Annotated in this window: 15 protein-coding genes; 8 read left to right on the forward strand and 7 right to left on the reverse strand. The window is 73.0% G+C overall.

Features of this window, described 5'->3' with window-relative positions; genetic code table 11:
* Positions 1-452: 452 nt before the first annotated feature.
* On the reverse strand, positions 453-1,478 hold the full coding sequence (locus ABGB06_RS25770; protein WP_347593451.1) for an aspartate-semialdehyde dehydrogenase: 1,026 nt from the start codon (positions 1,476-1,478) through the stop codon (positions 453-455).
* A 299-nt stretch (positions 1,479-1,777) separates the two neighbouring features.
* Between ABGB06_RS25770 and ABGB06_RS25775 the strand changes: the two genes are divergently transcribed.
* From ABGB06_RS25775 to ABGB06_RS25800, 6 genes are all read left to right on the forward strand, one after another.
* Positions 1,778-2,080, forward strand: a complete 303-nt coding sequence (locus tag ABGB06_RS25775; protein WP_347593453.1) for an urease subunit gamma — start codon at positions 1,778-1,780, stop codon at positions 2,078-2,080.
* 84 nt (positions 2,081-2,164) lie between these two features.
* Entirely contained in the window at positions 2,165-2,476 is a 312-nt protein-coding gene (locus ABGB06_RS25780; RefSeq protein ID WP_347593800.1) for an urease subunit beta, read from the forward strand.
* Positions 2,469-4,202 carry an urease subunit alpha gene (locus ABGB06_RS25785; protein WP_347593455.1) on the forward strand — a complete coding sequence of 578 codons (1,734 nt, stop codon included), beginning with the start codon at positions 2,469-2,471 and terminating at the stop codon, positions 4,200-4,202. Before ABGB06_RS25780 ends, ABGB06_RS25785 begins: the two co-directional genes overlap by 8 nt.
* A gap of 28 nt (positions 4,203-4,230) precedes the next feature.
* The gene (locus ABGB06_RS25790) at positions 4,231-4,908 is read left to right on the forward strand and encodes an urease accessory UreF family protein (protein ID WP_347593457.1); all 678 of its coding nucleotides are present in this window, start codon (positions 4,231-4,233) and stop codon (positions 4,906-4,908) included.
* 10 nt (positions 4,909-4,918) lie between these two features.
* Complete coding sequence (gene ureG, locus ABGB06_RS25795) at positions 4,919-5,608, forward strand: urease accessory protein UreG (RefSeq protein ID WP_347593459.1); 690 nt, start codon at positions 4,919-4,921, stop codon at positions 5,606-5,608.
* The gene (locus ABGB06_RS25800; protein WP_347593461.1) at positions 5,605-6,366 is read left to right on the forward strand and encodes an urease accessory protein UreD; all 762 of its coding nucleotides are present in this window, start codon (positions 5,605-5,607) and stop codon (positions 6,364-6,366) included. The genes ureG and ABGB06_RS25800 overlap by 4 nt, the downstream gene beginning before the upstream one ends.
* Before the next feature lies 1 nt (position 6,367).
* Here ABGB06_RS25800 and ABGB06_RS25805 read toward each other — a convergent pair whose 3' ends face one another.
* Positions 6,368-7,552 carry an SGNH/GDSL hydrolase family protein gene (locus tag ABGB06_RS25805; protein WP_347593463.1) on the reverse strand — a complete coding sequence of 395 codons (1,185 nt, stop codon included), beginning with the start codon at positions 7,550-7,552 and terminating at the stop codon, positions 6,368-6,370.
* A gap of 29 nt (positions 7,553-7,581) precedes the next feature.
* The gene (locus ABGB06_RS25810) at positions 7,582-8,154 is read right to left on the reverse strand and encodes a WHG domain-containing protein (RefSeq protein ID WP_347593465.1); all 573 of its coding nucleotides are present in this window, start codon (positions 8,152-8,154) and stop codon (positions 7,582-7,584) included.
* Between the two features lie 261 nt (positions 8,155-8,415).
* Between ABGB06_RS25810 and ABGB06_RS25815 the strand changes: the two genes are divergently transcribed.
* Positions 8,416-9,621: an MFS transporter gene (locus tag ABGB06_RS25815; RefSeq protein WP_347593467.1), complete on the forward strand. Its 1,206-nt coding sequence runs from the start codon at positions 8,416-8,418 to the stop codon at positions 9,619-9,621.
* Between the two features lie 124 nt (positions 9,622-9,745).
* On the opposite strand, the gene ABGB06_RS25820 is transcribed toward ABGB06_RS25815, so the two are convergent.
* The 3 genes from ABGB06_RS25820 to ABGB06_RS25830 are packed head-to-tail and all read right to left on the reverse strand — an operon-like array spanning position 9,746 to position 11,467.
* Complete coding sequence (locus ABGB06_RS25820) at positions 9,746-10,369, reverse strand: hypothetical protein (RefSeq protein ID WP_347593468.1); 624 nt, start codon at positions 10,367-10,369, stop codon at positions 9,746-9,748.
* 27 nt (positions 10,370-10,396) lie between these two features.
* Positions 10,397-10,597 (reverse strand): DUF397 domain-containing protein, encoded by a 201-nt coding sequence (locus ABGB06_RS25825; RefSeq protein ID WP_347593470.1) that lies wholly within the window; start codon positions 10,595-10,597, stop codon positions 10,397-10,399.
* Positions 10,598-10,603: 6 nt separating this feature from the next.
* The gene (locus ABGB06_RS25830; protein WP_347593472.1) at positions 10,604-11,467 is read right to left on the reverse strand and encodes a helix-turn-helix transcriptional regulator; all 864 of its coding nucleotides are present in this window, start codon (positions 11,465-11,467) and stop codon (positions 10,604-10,606) included.
* Between the two features lie 213 nt (positions 11,468-11,680).
* On the opposite strand from ABGB06_RS25830, the gene ABGB06_RS25835 reads away from it, so the two are divergent.
* On the forward strand, positions 11,681-12,103 hold the full coding sequence (locus tag ABGB06_RS25835; protein WP_347593474.1) for a hypothetical protein: 423 nt from the start codon (positions 11,681-11,683) through the stop codon (positions 12,101-12,103).
* Here ABGB06_RS25835 and ABGB06_RS25840 read toward each other — a convergent pair.
* On the reverse strand, positions 12,093-15,446 hold the full coding sequence (locus tag ABGB06_RS25840) for a S8 family serine peptidase (RefSeq protein ID WP_347593476.1): 3,354 nt from the start codon (positions 15,444-15,446) through the stop codon (positions 12,093-12,095). The genes ABGB06_RS25835 and ABGB06_RS25840 overlap by 11 nt on opposite strands.
* Positions 15,447-15,572: the final 126 nt, after the last annotated feature.

Here is a 15,572-nt window from a genome sequence, read left to right on the forward strand (position 1 = left end):
GGGCACGCCCCGCTGGGGCGGAGCCCTGCGGGGGGCGGCCGACGGTCGGGGTGTGGTCGCCCGCTTCGCGGCGACCGGCTGCGCCGCGTGCCTGGCGGAAGGGTGTCTGCCCCGGTGCGGGAGATCTGCCGCGGGCGACGGCCGCTGGCCCGGACCACCTCCGCCCCGCGGCGAGCCCCCGGCGAGGACTGCGTTGCTCGCCGGTCCTCCGGCCGGCGGCTGGTGCCCGCCCCGGCGGCGCGTCGCGCGCCTCCGCAGGGGGCCGACGGGTGCCGGACGCCGGCGCCGTCGCTTGGCTCAGCGCCGACTGGCGCGCGTCGCGCGCCCGGTGCGAGGGCCGGCTGGTGGCGGACGCCGGGTGCCGGCGGTGACCCGGGGGTACCCCGCGTGGTGTCCGCCGGGTCGCCGGGGGCGCGCCGCGCCCCCGGCGACACCGCGGAACGGACCCGCCGTCAGGCGTCCGCGGCGATCAGCTCGGCGATCTGGACCGTGTTGAGGGCCGCGCCCTTGCGGAGGTTGTCGTTGGAGACGAAGAGCGCGAGGCCGTTCTCCCGGGTCTCGTCGCGCCGGACGCGGCCGACGAAGCTCGGGTCCCGGCCGGCGGCCTGCAGCGGGGTCGGGATGTCGGAGAGCTCCACGCCCTCCGCCGCGGCGAGCAGCTCGTGGGCGCGCTCCGGGGAGATCGGCCGCTCGAAGGCCGCGTGCACCTGGAGCGAGTGGCCGGTGAACACCGGGACCCGGACGCACGTGCCGGAGACCTTCAGGTCGGGGATCTCCAGGATCTTGCGGCTCTCGTTGCGCAGCTTCTGCTCCTCGTCCGTCTCCGCCAACCCGTCGTCGACGAGGGAGCCGGCCAGCGGCAGCACGTTGAAGGCGATGGGCCGGGCGTAGACCGAGGGGTCGGGCAGGTCGAGCGAGTCGCCGTCGTGGGTGAGGCTGCTGGCGCCCTGGGCGACCGCGGCCCTGGCCTGCTCGTCGAGCTCCGCGACGCCGCTGCCGCCGCTGCCGGACACGGCCTGGTAGGTGGCGACGACGAGGCTGGTGAGGCCGGCCTCAGCGTGCAGCGGGCCGAGCACCGGCATCGCGGCCATCGTGGTGCAGTTCGGGTTGGCGACGATGCCCTTCGGCCGCCGGGCGAGCGCGTGCGGGTTCACCTCGGAGACCACGAGGGGCACCTCGGGGTCCATGCGCCACGCGGAGGAGTTGTCGATCACCACGGCTCCGGCCGCGGCGACCTTTTCGGCCAAAGCGCGGGAGGTGGTCTTGCCGGCCGAGAAGAGCACGACGTCCAGTCCGGAGTAGTCCGCCGTCTCGGCGTTCTCGACGGTGATCTCCTCCTCCTGCCAGGGCAGCGAGCGACCCGCCGAGCGTGCGGACGCGAACAGTCGCAGCTGGTCGACCGGGACCTTCCGCTCGGCCAGAATCCTGCGCATCACGCCGCCGACCTGCCCGGTGGCTCCGACGATCCCGATCTTCATGGAACTCCCTCGTCTGGCTCTCGTCTCGCGGTGTCTCGCTACGCCCCGCTCCCTCTAGCGTGCCTTGCCGGCCGGGCGGCGGGCCAATCCTTTGATCTCTGTCACAATCGGTCACCATGGCCCGCGAATACTTCTGAATGGAAGTAACGCCACCGTAACGAGGTCCCACTAGCCTCCACTGGCCGGCGCGTTTTCGCATCGGCGGGCGCCGGCGGCGGCGCCGGTGGTGGCGACGGACTCGACGAGCAGGACGACCGGCAGTACGACGCAGTACGACGGTGAACGGTGAGGTGGGACGCGTGCACTTGACCCCGCGCGAGCAGGAGCGGCTGCTGATCCACGTGGCGGCGGACGTGGCCGCCAAACGGCGGGCCCGGGGACTGCGGCTGAACCAGCCGGAGGCGGTGGCGTTGATCACCGCCCACGTGCTGGAGGGCGCCCGCGACGGCCGCACGGTCGCCGAGCTGATGGACTCCGGCCGCCGGGTGCTCGGCCGGGCCGACGTGCTGGAGGGGGTCCCCGAGATGATCAGGGACGTGCAGGTGGAGGCCACCTTCCCGGACGGCACCAAGCTCGTCACCGTGCACGAGCCCATCGCCTGAGCCCACCGCCTGACCCGGCCGCCCGAGCCCCGCCGCCGCCCGCGCCCTCGTCCGAGCGTTCCCTGGACCGTTGGAGAGGTGCCTGTGATTCCCGGAGAGATCCTGTTCGCCGAGGCCCCGGTGCCGCTCAACGAGGGCGCCCCGGTCATCCGGCTCGTCGTGCGGAACGTGGCCGACCGGCCCGTCCAGGTGGGCTCGCACTACCACTTCGCCGAGGCCAACCCCGGCCTCGACTTCGACCGCGCGGCCGCCCACGGCCGGCGCCTGGGCATCGCCGCCGGCACGGCCGTCCGCTTCGAGCCCGGCGTGCCGGTGGAGGTCGAGCTGGTGCCGCTGGCCGGCCGCCGCGAGGTTCCGGGACTGCGCGGCGAGACCGGGGGAGCGCTCGATGCCTGAGCTGAGCCGCCCGCGGTACGCCGACCTGTACGGGCCGACGGTCGGCGACCGGATCCGGCTGGCCGACACGAACCTGCTGGTGGAGATCGAGGAGGACCTGGCCGGCGGCCCGGGCCGGGCCGGCGACGAGGCGGTGTTCGGCGGCGGCAAGGTCATCAGGGAGTCCATGGGCCAGTCCCGCGCCACCCGCGCCGAGGGCACCCCGGACACGGTGATCACCGGCGCGGTCGTGCTGGACCACGCCGGCGTCGTCAAGGCGGACGTCGGCGTCCGCGACGGCCGGATCGTCGCGCTGGGCAAGGCCGGGAACCCCGACACCATGGACGGGGTGCACCCGGACCTGGTGATCGGCCCGGAGACCGAGATCATCGCCGGCAACGGCCTGATCCTCACCGCCGGCGGCATCGACGCCCACGTGCACTTCATCTCCCCGACGCAGATCGCCGAGGCGCTGGGCTCCGGCATCACCACGCTGCTGGGCGGCGGCACGGGACCGGCCGAGGGCACCAAGGCCACCACCGTCACCCCGGGGTCCTGGCATCTGGCCCGGATGCTGGCCGCGATGGACGGGCAGCCGGTGAACGTCGGGCTGCTGGGGAAGGGGAACACCGTCTCCCGCGACGCGATGCTCGACCAGCTGCGCGGCGGCGCCCTCGGGTTCAAGATCCACGAGGACTGGGGGGCCACCCCGGCGGCCATCGACGCCTGCCTGCGGGTGTGCGAGGAGACCGGCGCCCAGCTGGCCATCCACACCGACACGCTGAACGAGGCCGGGTTCGTCGCGGACACGCTGGCCGCGATCGCCGGGCGGTCCATCCACGCCTACCACACCGAGGGCGCCGGCGGCGGGCACGCGCCCGACATCATCACCGTGGTCTCCGAGCCCAACGTGCTGCCCAGCTCCACCAACCCGACCAGGCCACATACCGTCAACACGGTTGAGGAACATCTCGACATGTTGATGGTCTGCCATCACCTCAACCCCGCCGTTCCCGAGGACCTGGCGTTCGCCGAGTCCCGGATCAGGCCCGCCACCATCGCCGCCGAGGACGTGTTGCACGATCTGGGCGCCATCTCGATCATCTCGTCCGACTCCCAGGCCATGGGGCGCGTCGGCGAGGTGGTGCTGCGCACCTGGCAGACCGCGCACGTGATGAAACGGCGACGCGGGGCGCTGCCGGGCGACGGGTTGGCGGACAACATGCGGGTTCGTCGCTATGTCGCCAAATACACGATCAACCCCGCGGTCGCGCACGGCCTCGACCACGAGATCGGCTCCGTGGCGGCGGGCAAGCTCGCGGACCTGGTGCTCTGGGACCCGGCGTTCTTCGGCGTCAAGCCGCGGTTGGTGATCAAGGGCGGCCAGATCGCCTGGGCCCAGATGGGTGACGCCAACGCCTCCATCCCCACCCCGCAGCCGGTGCTGCCGCGGCCGATGTTCGGGGCGCTCGGCGGGGCCCCCGCGGCCAACTCGGTCAACTTCGTCAGCCCGCTGGCGCTTGACGACCAACTCGACGGGAACCTCGCCGAGCGGCTCTCGCTCGGCAAGCGGTTCGTCCCCGCCCGGGACACCCGGCGGGTCGGGAAGGCCGACATGCGCCTCAACGACGCCCGCCCCGAGGTCACCGTGGACCCCGACAGCTTCACCGTCACGATCGACGGCGAGCCCGTCACCCCGGAGCCGGCCACCGAGCTGCCGCTGGCCCAGCGGTACTTCCTCTTCTGACCGTGCCGACCGGAATGAGGGGTGGCCGATGAGTGGTGCGAGCGCCGCGCTGCTGTTGCTGGCGGACGGCCGGTTCCCCGCCGGGGCGCACGCGCACTCCGGCGGGGTGGAGGCCGCGGTCCGCGCCGGCCGGATCACCGATCCCGCGTCGCTGGCCGCGTTCTGCCGCGGCCGGCTGCACACCGCGGGCCTGGTCGCCGCGGCCCTGGCCGCGGCCGCCTGCGCGGGACACGACCCGGCGGAGCTGGACACCGCCGCCGACGCCCGCACCCCGGCGCCCGCGCTGCGCGCCGCCTCCCGCCGGCTCGGCCGTCAGCTGCTGCGCGCCGCCCGCGCCGCCTGGCCGTGCCCCGAACTGGACGCGCTCGCCCCGCTCCGCCCGGGACCGCACCAGCCCGTGGTCCTCGGCCTGGCCGCCAGGTCCGCCGGGCTCGCCCCGCGCGACGCCGCCCGGGCCGCCGCGTACGACGCCGCGTCGTCGCCGGCCAGCGCCGCCGTCCGGCTGCTCAGCCTCGACCCGTTCGACGCCGCCGCGCTGCTCGCCCGGCTCGCGGCCGACGTGGACGCCGTCGCCGAACGGGCCGCGGCGGACGCGGCCGCGGTCGCCGAACGCGGCACCGACGCCCTGCCCGCCGCGTCCGCGCCGCTGCTCGACATCGCCGCGGAACACCACGCGACCTGGCCCGTACGACTGTTCGCGTCCTAGGGAGACCGCCATGCACCTCGACCACCAGCCCGACACCTTCCCCCAGCGGCACAGCCACGCCGCGAGCGCCATCCTGCCCGGCGGCGGGCGGCGCGCGCTGCGCGTCGGCCTGGGCGGCCCGGTCGGCTCCGGCAAGACCGCCACCGTCGCCGCGCTGTGCCGCGCCCTCCGCGACCGGCTCGCCATCGCCGTGGTCACCAACGACATCTACACCCGCGAGGACGCCGACTTCCTGCTGCGCAACGCCGTGCTCCCCGCCGAGCGGATCAGCGCCGTGGAGACCGGCGCCTGCCCGCACACGGCCATCCGCGACGACATCTCCGCCAACCTCGACGCCGTCGAGGACCTGGAGGAACGCACCGGGCCGCTGGACCTGGTGCTGGTGGAGTCCGGCGGCGACAACCTCACCGCGACCTTCTCCACCGGACTGGTGGACGCCCAGATCTTCGTCATCGACGTGGCCGCGGGCGACGACATCCCGCGCAAGGGCGGGCCCGGCGTCACCACCGCCGATCTCCTCGTCGTCAACAAGACGGACCTGGCGCCGTACGTCGGCTCGGACCTGGAGCTGATGGCCCGCGACGCGGCCGCCCAGCGCGGCGACCTGCCCGTCGTGTTCACCTCGCTGACCGCACCCGACGGCGTCCGGCCGATCGCCGACTGGGTGCTCGCCAGGATCGCCGCCTGGGCCCGGGCGTGACGGTCACCGCCGACGCCCGGATCGTCGCCGCGCCCGGCGGCGCGCTGCCGGTGCTGCGGAGCGACGGGCCGCTCGCGCTGCGGCGCACCCGCGCCGCCGGCGCGTACGCGCAGGTCACCGTGGTCGGCGCGATGACCGCGCCGCTGGGCGGCGACCGGCTGCGGCTGACCGCCACCGTGGAGCCGGGCGCCGCCCTGCGCGTCACCTCGGCCGCCGCGACCGTCGCCCTGCCGGGGCCCGAACCGGGCGCCGCGACGTACGACACCGTCCTCACCGTCGCCGAGGACGCGGAACTGCACTGGCTGCCCGAGCCCGTGGTCTCCGCCCGCGGCAGCGACCTGACCGCGACCACCCGGGTGGACCTGGCGCCCGGCGCGCGGCTGGTGCTGCGCGAACGGCTGGTGCTCGGCCGGGCCGGCGAGGCCCCGGGCCGGTACGCCGGCCGCCTCACCGTCCACCACGCCGGCCGCCCGCTGCTCGACCAGGAGCTGTCCTTTGGCCCCGGCGCCCCCGGCTGGGACGGCGGCGCGATCCTCGACCACCACCGGGCGGCCGGCCAACTCCTGGTCGTCGACCCGGCCCTCGCCGAGAAGCCCGCCGATCCCGTTCTCCTCGCCGACACCGCCGTCCTCACCCCTCTGCCAGGACCGGCGGCCCTGATCACCGCCGTGGCCCCGGACGCCCTGACCCTCGACCACCTGCTCACGGAGGGTGCCGCCCACCTTCCGCTCCTCCTACCGCGGGTTTCCGCCGGGTGAGTCAGCGGTGTTCCCTGGTGAACGGGCCGCCGGCGCCGAAGGCGCGGCGGGCGAACCGTTCGCCGATGTGCTGGTGGGTGCCCGGGTCCGGGTGGAGTTCGTCGGGCAGCGGCCATTCCGCGTGGTCGGCCTCGCCGTAGAGGTCGAGGCCGTCGAGATGGTGCAGGTTCGGGTCGGTGGCGGCGCGTTGCCGGACGATGCGGCTGAGCTCGTCCCGGATCACGGTGAGGGTCAGCTTCCCGGCGGCAGTCTGCGTGGGGTCGCCGGTACTCATGAACCGCATCCGCCCCTCGCTCATCGCGCCGAGGTCCGGGGCGCAGGGCCCGGGGGTGTTCTCGTGGATGGGGCAGTAGAGGGGGGAGACGACCAGGAGCGGGACGGTGGGGTGTCCCTCGCGGAGGGTGTCGAGGAAACCGTGGACGGCCGGGCCGAACGCGCGCCGCCGCATCAGGTCGGCGTTGACGATGTTGATGCCGATCTTGAGGCTGATCAGGTCGGCGGGGGCGTCGCGGATCGCGCGGGCGGTGAACGGGTCGAGCAGGGCGCCGCCGCCGAATCCCAGGTTCACCAGCTCCACCCCGCCCAGGGCGGCGGCCACGGCGGGCCAGGTCCCGGTCGGGGTGGTGGCGTTGGAGCCGTGGCTGATCGAACTGCCATGGTGCAGCCAGACCCTCCGGTCAGTGGGCGGCGCGGTCCGGACGGGGGCGTTGGTGCGCAGGGCGACCAGCCGGGCGGTCTCGTCGTGCGGCAGCCAGATCTCGACCTCCTTCTCGTCGCCGGACAGGCCGGTGAACCGCAGGGTCCGCACCGGTCCCGGCCGGGTTGTCGCGGTTCCGGCGGCCATGTCGATGGTGAGTACGTCGCCGTCCGGCACGCCGGCCCGGCCCGCGAGCCGTCCGTCGACGAGAAGCTCGTACACCCCGTCGGGGCGCGGCGGCGCCCCGACGTAGACCCGCTTGGTGGCCACGACGTCCAGCTCGACGGCGGTGGCCGGGGTGCGGAAGACCAGTCGCACGCCGGAGGGCTGCGACTCCGCCATCGCCAGCTGGCCGTCGGGTATCTGCCGCCGGGCGGGCGCGGGCAGCCGGTGGGGCAGTACGCCGCGGTCGGTGTGTTCCAGGTCGAGGGCTCCGCGCAGGAGGTCGGCGGTGACGGGGGTGGTGGTCCAGTCGTGCTCGGTGTGCATTCCTCGGGCTCTTTTTTGGGGAGGGGTGTTCAGGAGGCGGTGGGCCAGGCGCGCAGCAGGACGTCGAGCGCGTTGAGGATCTCCGTCCAGCTCGCCTGGGCGTCGGGTGTGCTGTGGCTGAAGCCCCCGGCCGTTTCCAGGGTGACGTAGCCGCTGAAGACGCTGCCCAGCAACCGCACGGCGTGCGTCTGGTGTGGTTCCGCCAGGTCGTAGCCGCGCAGGATCGCCCGCGTCATCTGGGCGTGCCGTACGCCGGCGCTGGCGGCGGCCGTCTCCGGATCGAGCCGGAACCGGGCAGCCTCGAAGCGGCCCGGATGCCTCAGGGCGTAGTCGCGGTAGGCGTTGGCGAAGGCGGTCAGGGCGTCCTTACCGGCCCGCCCGGCCACCGCGGCGGACACCTGGTCGGCGAGTTCCTCCAGGGCCAGGAGGGCGATCCTGGTTTTGAGGTCGTGGGCGTTCTCGACGTGCGAGTACAGGCTCGCGGTCCTGACCCCGAACCGCCGGGCGAGCTCCGCGGGGGTTGTCCGCTCGAAGCCGATCTCGTCGGCCAGCTCCGCCCCCGCCCGGACCAGGCGCTCCGTGGTCAGTCCTGCCCGGGCCATGCCCATCCTCCGAATCGCTGTCACGTTCTACCATAGACGAGTATGCGTTTGCCTAATGTGATTAGGCAAACGGGATGCGACAGCGGCGGCCGCTGGTACCGTCCTCGGGTGTTCATCGTGATGTTCCTCTGACGGTCCTGGGTCACTCCCGCCCAGGTTCTGATCCGTTGAGGGTGCGCTTCCGCACGCCTCCGGACGTCGGCAACCGTCAGACCTCGCGACCGCGTCACGACGCCGGTCGCCCATCACCGGAGATCCCTCGTGCTCGCAGTGCTTCTGCTTCCCGGCGCGCTCCGCGCCTTCCTCCCCGCCCTGATCGGGCGGTCCGCGCTGGCGATGAGCGGCCTCGCGCTCCTCTTCGCCGTCCTGCACAGTACGGATTCGTACGCACAGGCCGGCTTCGCGACAGGGGTGTTCGGACTCGCGAACGTCATCGCCGCCCCCTGGCGCGCCCGGGCCGTCGACCGGTTCGGGCAGCGCATCGCGCTCAACCTTCTGGCGACGACCCAGGCCGCGGGATACGTCGTGCTCGCGCTCCTCACCGACGCGGAGAAGGTCGCGAACGTCTGGTTCCTCGTGCTCAGCGCGGTGGTCGGCCTGACGGCGCCACCGCTGGGGGCGGCGATGCGAACGATCTGGGCGTCGCTCACGACGGCGGACGGGCAGCGGACCAGGGCCTTCAGCATCGACGCGGTGTGCGAGGAACTCCTCTTCGTCGCCGGCCCCGTGGTCATCACCGCGATCATCGTGGCCACGTCCCCCGGCACCGGGCTGTGGGTGGTCGCGGCAGCGGTCGCGCTCGGCACGGTGGCCATGACGTCCAGCGCGTCGTCGGGTGCCCTCCGCGGAACACGCGAGCGGGTGGCACGAGGAGATCGCCCGCTGCACCAGCCCGGCCTCGTGCGGGTGTTGGTCGTCCTCCTGGGTGTCGGCGGCATACTCGGCGTCGTCGAGATCGCCGCGCCGGCGGTGGCCGCGCAACGCGATGCCGTCGCGTTCTCGGGCTGGCTCCTGGCCGCCTTCGCCGGGGGAAGCGCGCTGGGCGGACTCGTCTACGGACAGGTGAGGTTCACGTCGGGACTCGGGCCACGACTGTTCGCCCTGTGCGTCGCGATGGGGCTCGGCGCGGTGCTGGTGTCCCAGCTGCGCACGCTCGGACTGCTCGCCGCCGGCCTCGCGGTCGTCGGTCTCTTCGTCGCCCCGACCCTCATCACCGGATACCTCATCGCCGACACCATCGTTCCGGAAACGAGCCGGACGGAGGGCTCTACCTGGATCAACACCTCCGTCAACCTCGGCGTGTCCCTGGCGTCCGCCGGGGCGGGAGTCGTCATCGACACGTCAGGTGCGTGGTCCGCCCTTCTCCTCGGCGGAGTGCTCGCCCTCGCGCTCGCCCCGGCCGTGCCGTTCGCGCACCTGCGCAGGGCCGAGTCGGGCCCGCCGCGCGGGGCTCCGTGCACGCGATGACCTTCGACGAGCCGGCTGGCATGGTCGCGTCGAGCGTTCGTGCGCGGTGAGTCCCATGAGGTGGGACTCACCGCGCACGATGTAGCGCCACAGCCGGCAAGACCGAGTCGATCCGGTCGGCGGGTCAGGGGCGGGGACCGGCGATCCGCTCGTCGATGTCCGGAATCCAGAAGCACAGCTCCAGCGTCTTCAACCGCGCCCAGTGCTGAAACTTCCGCCCTTCCCGGATCGCGCCCACGGCACCGGCCGCCAGGGCCACCGCGCACGCGGCCGCGAACCACCGCCGGTCCGGAGCGGCCAGTTCCGCCAGGGCGGTGAGCGTCGCCAGGGACAACGCGAGAGCCGTACCCCGCAACATGAGCGTCAGCCCTCGCACCCGGAGTACCTCACCGGCCGTCTCGCGGTTGTACTGTTCCGCCGCGGCGAGGAGCAACGGCAGGTCCGCGCGCACGAAAGCCCGGTCACGCGCCCGCGGCACCCTGCTCAGGAACTCGTCCCTGGCCTCCTCCTCCCTTCGGTGCCACCGCGGCACGAGCTTCTCCAGGACCGCGCTCAGCGGATACATGACGTGCCCGAGCGCATAACTCGCCCCCAGCGCGCCGATCACCACCAGCGTCGCCGGACCCGAGAGCGGGACGCCAGGATCGACGATGTCGAGACGAGCCAGCACATAGGCGGTGACCGAGAGGTGGAGCGCTCCCGGTATCGCGTACGTGAACACGTCGAAGACGCCGACGACGAAGGGCACGTCAATCCTCCTGCGACCGAACTGGCGCTACGCGGACCGGGCGGTGGAGACGAACGCCGCGAAGGCGGCGGCCGGGACGGTCAGTACGGGGCCGTCGGCGCTTTTGGAGTCGCGGATGGCGATGCGGGCGGTGGGGCGGAGGCGGGCGACCTCGACGCAGGCGGTGCCGTTGTCCTGGCTGTAGGAGGACTTGAACCAGGCGGCTTCGTCTTCGGAGCGATGAGTCATCGTCGTTCAGATCTCTCGGGCTAGTCGGTTCAGGAACTCCGGCGTTTCACTGGGGGCGAGCGCCCCCGCCCGCAGGGCGTCGAACCTGCGGTCGAAGGCCCAGACGGTGACGTCCTTGTCGCTGACGTTGGAGCCATCTGCCATGTCCGACTGGACGACGGTGGGGAGCGGGTCGCCGAACGTGAGCAACGTGAAGTTGTCGGCAGATCGATAGGTCGGCGTGCGGGTGGGCAGGATCTGGACCGTCACGTTGTCGAGTGCCGCGAGCCTGGCGATCTCGTCGTACTGCTCGCGCATCGCTTCCGCGCTTCCGACGACCCGCAGGAGTGCGGCCTCGTCCAGGATGGCCCACAGCGCAATGGGGTTCTCCCTGCGGGTGATCATCGACTTGCGGTCCATCCGCAGCTGGACGGAACGCTCCAGGAACTCGGTTGTGACCTCGTTGATCTGCTTGGCCGCAAGGAACAACTCCCGGGCGTAGCGCTCGGTCTGCAACAGGCCGAGGACCACGTTCGGCTGCCAGGCGCGGATGGTGTGGGCGCCGCTCTCCAGTCCAACGTAGGTGGCCATGCCGGACGGCATCGTGCTGCGGTAGTGCGACCACCAGCCACGGTTGAGCGAGTCGCGGTGGATTTCGACCAGGAAGTCGATGTCGTCCTCGTCGGTCACGCCGTACCGGTCGAGCAGCGTCTTGAGGTCGGCCACTTTCGGGAGAGCGCTTTGCCCGGTCTCCACACGGAAGAGCTTGGAGGTGGAGAACGTCAACCCGTCGACCGCCTGGGCCAGGGTGAATCCGTTCTTCTCGCGCAACCGCTTCAGCTCCCAGCCCAGTTGCATGCGCCGGACCGTGGGTCCGGTGGGTGCTGCCATGAGTCCACCTTCCTGATGACCGAGCCTACCTAGCCACGGGGTGAGTGCCGAGTGTCGTAACGCCAGCACTGGTCGTGAAGACTAGGGCCCGGCTGGTCACATATGCCATCTCGGGTGGAATTTCCGTGACCTATTGCGCCATCGATTCCATCCACACAAGCTGGTTGCGTCGCCGGACGGCTACAGCCCGTGGCCGGGCGCGAGGGAGCTCGCATGCACGACAGCACGTCACAACACCGCGAATGGCTGGGGATCGGGGTCGAGGCGCTGGACACGGCGGAGGGCCGGGTCGGGGTCGCGCAGCTCTTTCGTGATCACCTTGGGTCGATCAACGGAGATCGGCCGATAAGTGGTGCCACGCACGTGTTGCTGCGGCCGGTGGGGAGTGGGCATCGGCCGTGGTGGGCGCGGATCGCGGATGTCGAGCGGGCGTCGGGCCGGGATCTCGGGTTGTTGCACGAGACGCATCCGCTGCTGGGGAGGCTGGTCGTGGACACCGGCACGGGGCGGGTCGGCGTGTTGCGGGCGATCGTGCGAGACGTGCCGGGTGGGGAGCGGCGGGCGTGGCTGCGCCCCGAGGGCGGCGGCGTCGAGTGGGCCGCCGCCCCCGAGGCGCTCGCGGAGTTCAGCGCGTGACGTACGCGTCGAGGATGGTCTGGGTCGTGGCGTTGCCGTCGTGGTCGGACACGGCCGCGCGGAAGGAGACCGAGCCGCCGGCGGGCGGGTTCTCGACCGTGACGGTGCCGTCCCGGACGGGGAGTTCCGTCCAGGTCTCGCCGCGGTCGTAGGAGACCTCGACGGTGAGGGAGGCGAGGTTGTCGCCTGCCGCCGAACCCTCGACCGTGACCGGGACGGGCATGCTGACGCCCGCCTCAGCGGTGCTGTCCAGGGCCAGGTCGGGGCTGAAGCGGACCACCGAGAACGGAATCTCGTCCGACCAGTCGTCCGCGTCCTCGGGGGGACCCTGGGAGGAGGTGAAGGCCAGGGAGAGGGACACCTCGGTGCTGACCGGGGCGCCGTCGCCGCGCGTGGCCGTGGTGACCAGCTCGTAGCTCGCCTCCTCCGGCGGCAGGCCGGGGAAGTTGAAGCCGTCCTGGGCGGAGTTGTCGACGTGACCGACCTCCTCGCCTTCGCGGTAGAGAGTGGTCGTGCCCTCGGTCACGTACGGCCCGCCCCTGTTGCCCTGCCCGTCCCCGAACAGCGAGAGAATGCCCCAGATCTCGTTGCCGGTCCGGTTGAGGTCCTGGCCGGAGCCCGGCGAGGCCGGGCCGAAGACGCCGGTGTTGATGGTGACCTCGTGGCGGGTGCCCGGCCGGTAGGTGACGGGGGAGGAGGTGTACGCGGCCTCCTCCTCGCCGGCGCCGCCGTCGGCGGCGACCCACAGCTCGTGGCTCCACGGCACGTTGCCGGTGACGTACGCGGTGGTGGTGCGCGGCAGCTCGTGCCAGTCCGCGTCGAACGCCCAACGGCCCTCGGAGGAGAAGCCGAGAATGCCCCCTCGGCCGCTCACCGGGCTGCCCTGCGTGACGTCGACCCTGGCTAGTTCAGCGCGCCTGACGCGGTCGTCGACGCCGTTGAAGAACTGCCCGGAGCGCTCGTACGCCGCGTGGTACGTCGTGTCCGCGCCGCTGGCCCAGCTCACGCCGCCGTTCGCGATCAGCTCGTCCTCGGTGAGCTTCAGACCGCTGCTCTGGGTGTGCAGGCCGAAGTCCTCGTCGTTGCGGCTGGTGTATCCGAAGCCGCCGCCGGCCGGGGGGATGACCCAGCCGGCCTCGACCGTGGTGCGGGTGGCGTCCCGGTCGAAGAGGGTCGGGGCGATCTCCTTCGCCTCGCCGGCGTCGAAGGTGACGGTGGTGTCCCCGTCGATGTCGAGCACGTGCGTCTGCAGGTAGACGTCCGTGGGGTCCTCGGCGCCGCCCTCGTAGATGCTGGAGTAGAGGAACGTCCGGCCCGCCGGGACGCGGGCCGTGCCGGTGCCGTTCGCGACCTCGATCGCGAAGGACTCGTCGGTGTCGTAGTTGAAGTGGACGAGCCCCCAGGCGTCGTCGGCCCCCGGGTCGCCGGAGGCGGTGACGCCCTCGACGGTCAGGTCGTACATCTCCTGTTCGCGGTGGACGGTCCCGGCGGTGCGGACGCTCTGGCCGTCGGCGGCGGTCGCCGTGACCGCGAAGGTGTAGTCGCCGTGCACGTCGCCGCCGAGCGTGGTGTCGGCGATGATCGGAACGGTCGCGGTGCCGTCCGCCGGGACGGTGATCTCGTCCCGGCCGGTGGTGAACATGCCGTCGGGGGCGGCGTCGCCCGCCGGGTCGGTGCCGGTGGCGGACAGGCTCAGGGTGACGTCCTCGGTGCCGAGGTTGCGGTACGTCAGCTCCCGCTCCACCGGCTCGTCGTCCGTGTGCGGCCAGGCGACGGTGCCCAGGTTGAGGGAGCCGGCGCCCGAGGGCGTCTCCGCGATGACGGACTGCTCGATCGCCGCCGCCACGTCCACTCGACCCGTGCCCTGTGCGAACGCGGTCAGGCCCTCGGTGGGACGGGCGGAGCCGACGAGGGCGGACTTCAGCTGCTCGCCGGTCCAGTCGGGGTGACGCTGGGCCAGCAGCGCGGCGGCGCCCGCGACATGCGGGGCGGCCATCGAGGTGCCGTCCAGGCCCACGTAGCCCTCGGCGACGGGCGTGCCCTCCCCGGCGAGGTAGCTGCCCTCGGCCGCCGCCGCGCCGATCCCGGCCCCTGGCGCGGTCAGGTCGGGCTTGACGGCGCTGTCGCCCACGCGGGGGCCGACGGCCGAGAACTCGGCCAGCGCGTCGGCGTCGTCCACCGCGCCGACCGCGAGCGCGGCGTCGGCGCTGGCCGGGCTGCTGACGCTGCTCTCCATCGGCCAGGGCACGTTGCCCGCGGCGGCGACGATGAGCGCGTCGGACTCGGCGGAGAGGGTGTTGACGGCCTCCTCGACCGGGTCGACGCCGGGGGAGTCCTCGGCGCCGAGGCTGAGGTTGACGACGTCGGCGCCCTGCTCGACCGACCATTCCAGGCCCGCGATGACTCCCGAGTCCAGGCCGTAGCCCTCGTCGTCGAGCACCTTGGCGCTGAGCAGGTTCGCGCCGGGCGCGACGCCCGTGTACGCGCCGTCCGAGGCCGCGCCGGTGCCGGCGGCTATGGACGCGACGTGCGTGCCGTGGCCGTAGCGGTCCCGGGCGTCGGCGGCCTCGGAGAAGTTCGCCTCGGCGAGGACCTTGCCTTGCCCGGCCAGGTCGGGGTGGGTCGCGTCGATGCCGCTGTCCACGACCGCGACGCTGACGCCCTCGCCGTCGAAGCCCGCCTCCCACGCGGCGGGCGCGCCGATCTGCGGGACGCTCGTGTCGAGGCTGGCGCGCCGCACGCCGTCGAGGGTCACGGACTCGACGCCGGAGGCGAGGGCGCGGGCGCCGGTTCCGGTGTCCCCGCGGGTCAGCTCCTCCCACAGGCCCGAGTCCGAGGCCGGGTCGAGCGTCAGCGCCTCGGCGTTCAGGCTCGCCAACTCGGCGCGGACCTCCGGTCCTCCGTCGCGGAAGAGGCGTGCCGGGCGGTCGCCCCCGTAGCCGACGATGACGGGCACGCCGCCGTCGGCGAGGCGGTCGTACGCCGGGTCGCTGAGCTTGACGACGTCGAACAGCGCGCGGTCCAGGGTGCCCTGTTCGATCAGCGGGTACGCGTCCTGCGGGATGACGTAGCTGTGGTCCTCGTCGTACTCGGTGATGACGCCGATGTCCTCGCGCCCCTCGGCCGGCAGCACGCCCGCGACCTGGCCGTCCGGGCGCAGCAGCACCCGGTCACCGGTGATCAGGGTCACGGACCCGGCCACGCCGGCGGACTCCGACGCCGGCGCGGCGCCGAGGGACGGTGCGTCGGGCGTGGCGGCCTGGCTGGCCGGGATCAGCGCGATCCCCGCGCCTAAGGCGGTGACGATCCCCGTGATGGCGCGTTTGCGTTTCGTGTGGTGCACGCGGTCTCCTTCGTCTCCCCTGGCAGTTGCCGTCGGCTCGGCTGGAGACTAGGAGACCGGGTGTGCCGGGGCGTCCCCCTCCCCGCCGATCTCGGAAGGTCCGTCTCAGGTACTACGCCGCCCCAC

This window comes from Streptomyces sp. B6B3 (assembly GCF_039871525.1).
Classification (GTDB): domain Bacteria; phylum Actinomycetota; class Actinomycetes; order Streptomycetales; family Streptomycetaceae; genus Streptomyces.

Excerpts from the sequence above, each read along its gene's own strand:
- ABGB06_RS25770 (WP_347593451.1), bottom strand. The coding sequence starts at position 1,478 with ATGAAGATCGGGATCGTCGGAGCCACCGGGCAGGTCGGCGGCGTGATG.
- ABGB06_RS25785 (WP_347593455.1), top strand. The coding sequence starts at position 2,469 with ATGCCTGAGCTGAGCCGCCCGCGGTACGCCGACCTGTACGGGCCGACG.
- ABGB06_RS25790 (WP_347593457.1), top strand. The coding sequence starts at position 4,231 with ATGAGTGGTGCGAGCGCCGCGCTGCTGTTGCTGGCGGACGGCCGGTTC.
- ureG (WP_347593459.1), top strand. The coding sequence starts at position 4,919 with ATGCACCTCGACCACCAGCCCGACACCTTCCCCCAGCGGCACAGCCAC.
- ABGB06_RS25805 (WP_347593463.1), bottom strand. The coding sequence starts at position 7,552 with ATGCACACCGAGCACGACTGGACCACCACCCCCGTCACCGCCGACCTC.
- ABGB06_RS25810 (WP_347593465.1), bottom strand. The coding sequence starts at position 8,154 with ATGGCCCGGGCAGGACTGACCACGGAGCGCCTGGTCCGGGCGGGGGCG.
- ABGB06_RS25825 (WP_347593470.1), bottom strand. The coding sequence starts at position 10,597 with ATGACTCATCGCTCCGAAGACGAAGCCGCCTGGTTCAAGTCCTCCTAC.
- ABGB06_RS25830 (WP_347593472.1), bottom strand. The coding sequence starts at position 11,467 with ATGGCAGCACCCACCGGACCCACGGTCCGGCGCATGCAACTGGGCTGG.
- ABGB06_RS25835 (WP_347593474.1), top strand. The coding sequence starts at position 11,681 with ATGCACGACAGCACGTCACAACACCGCGAATGGCTGGGGATCGGGGTC.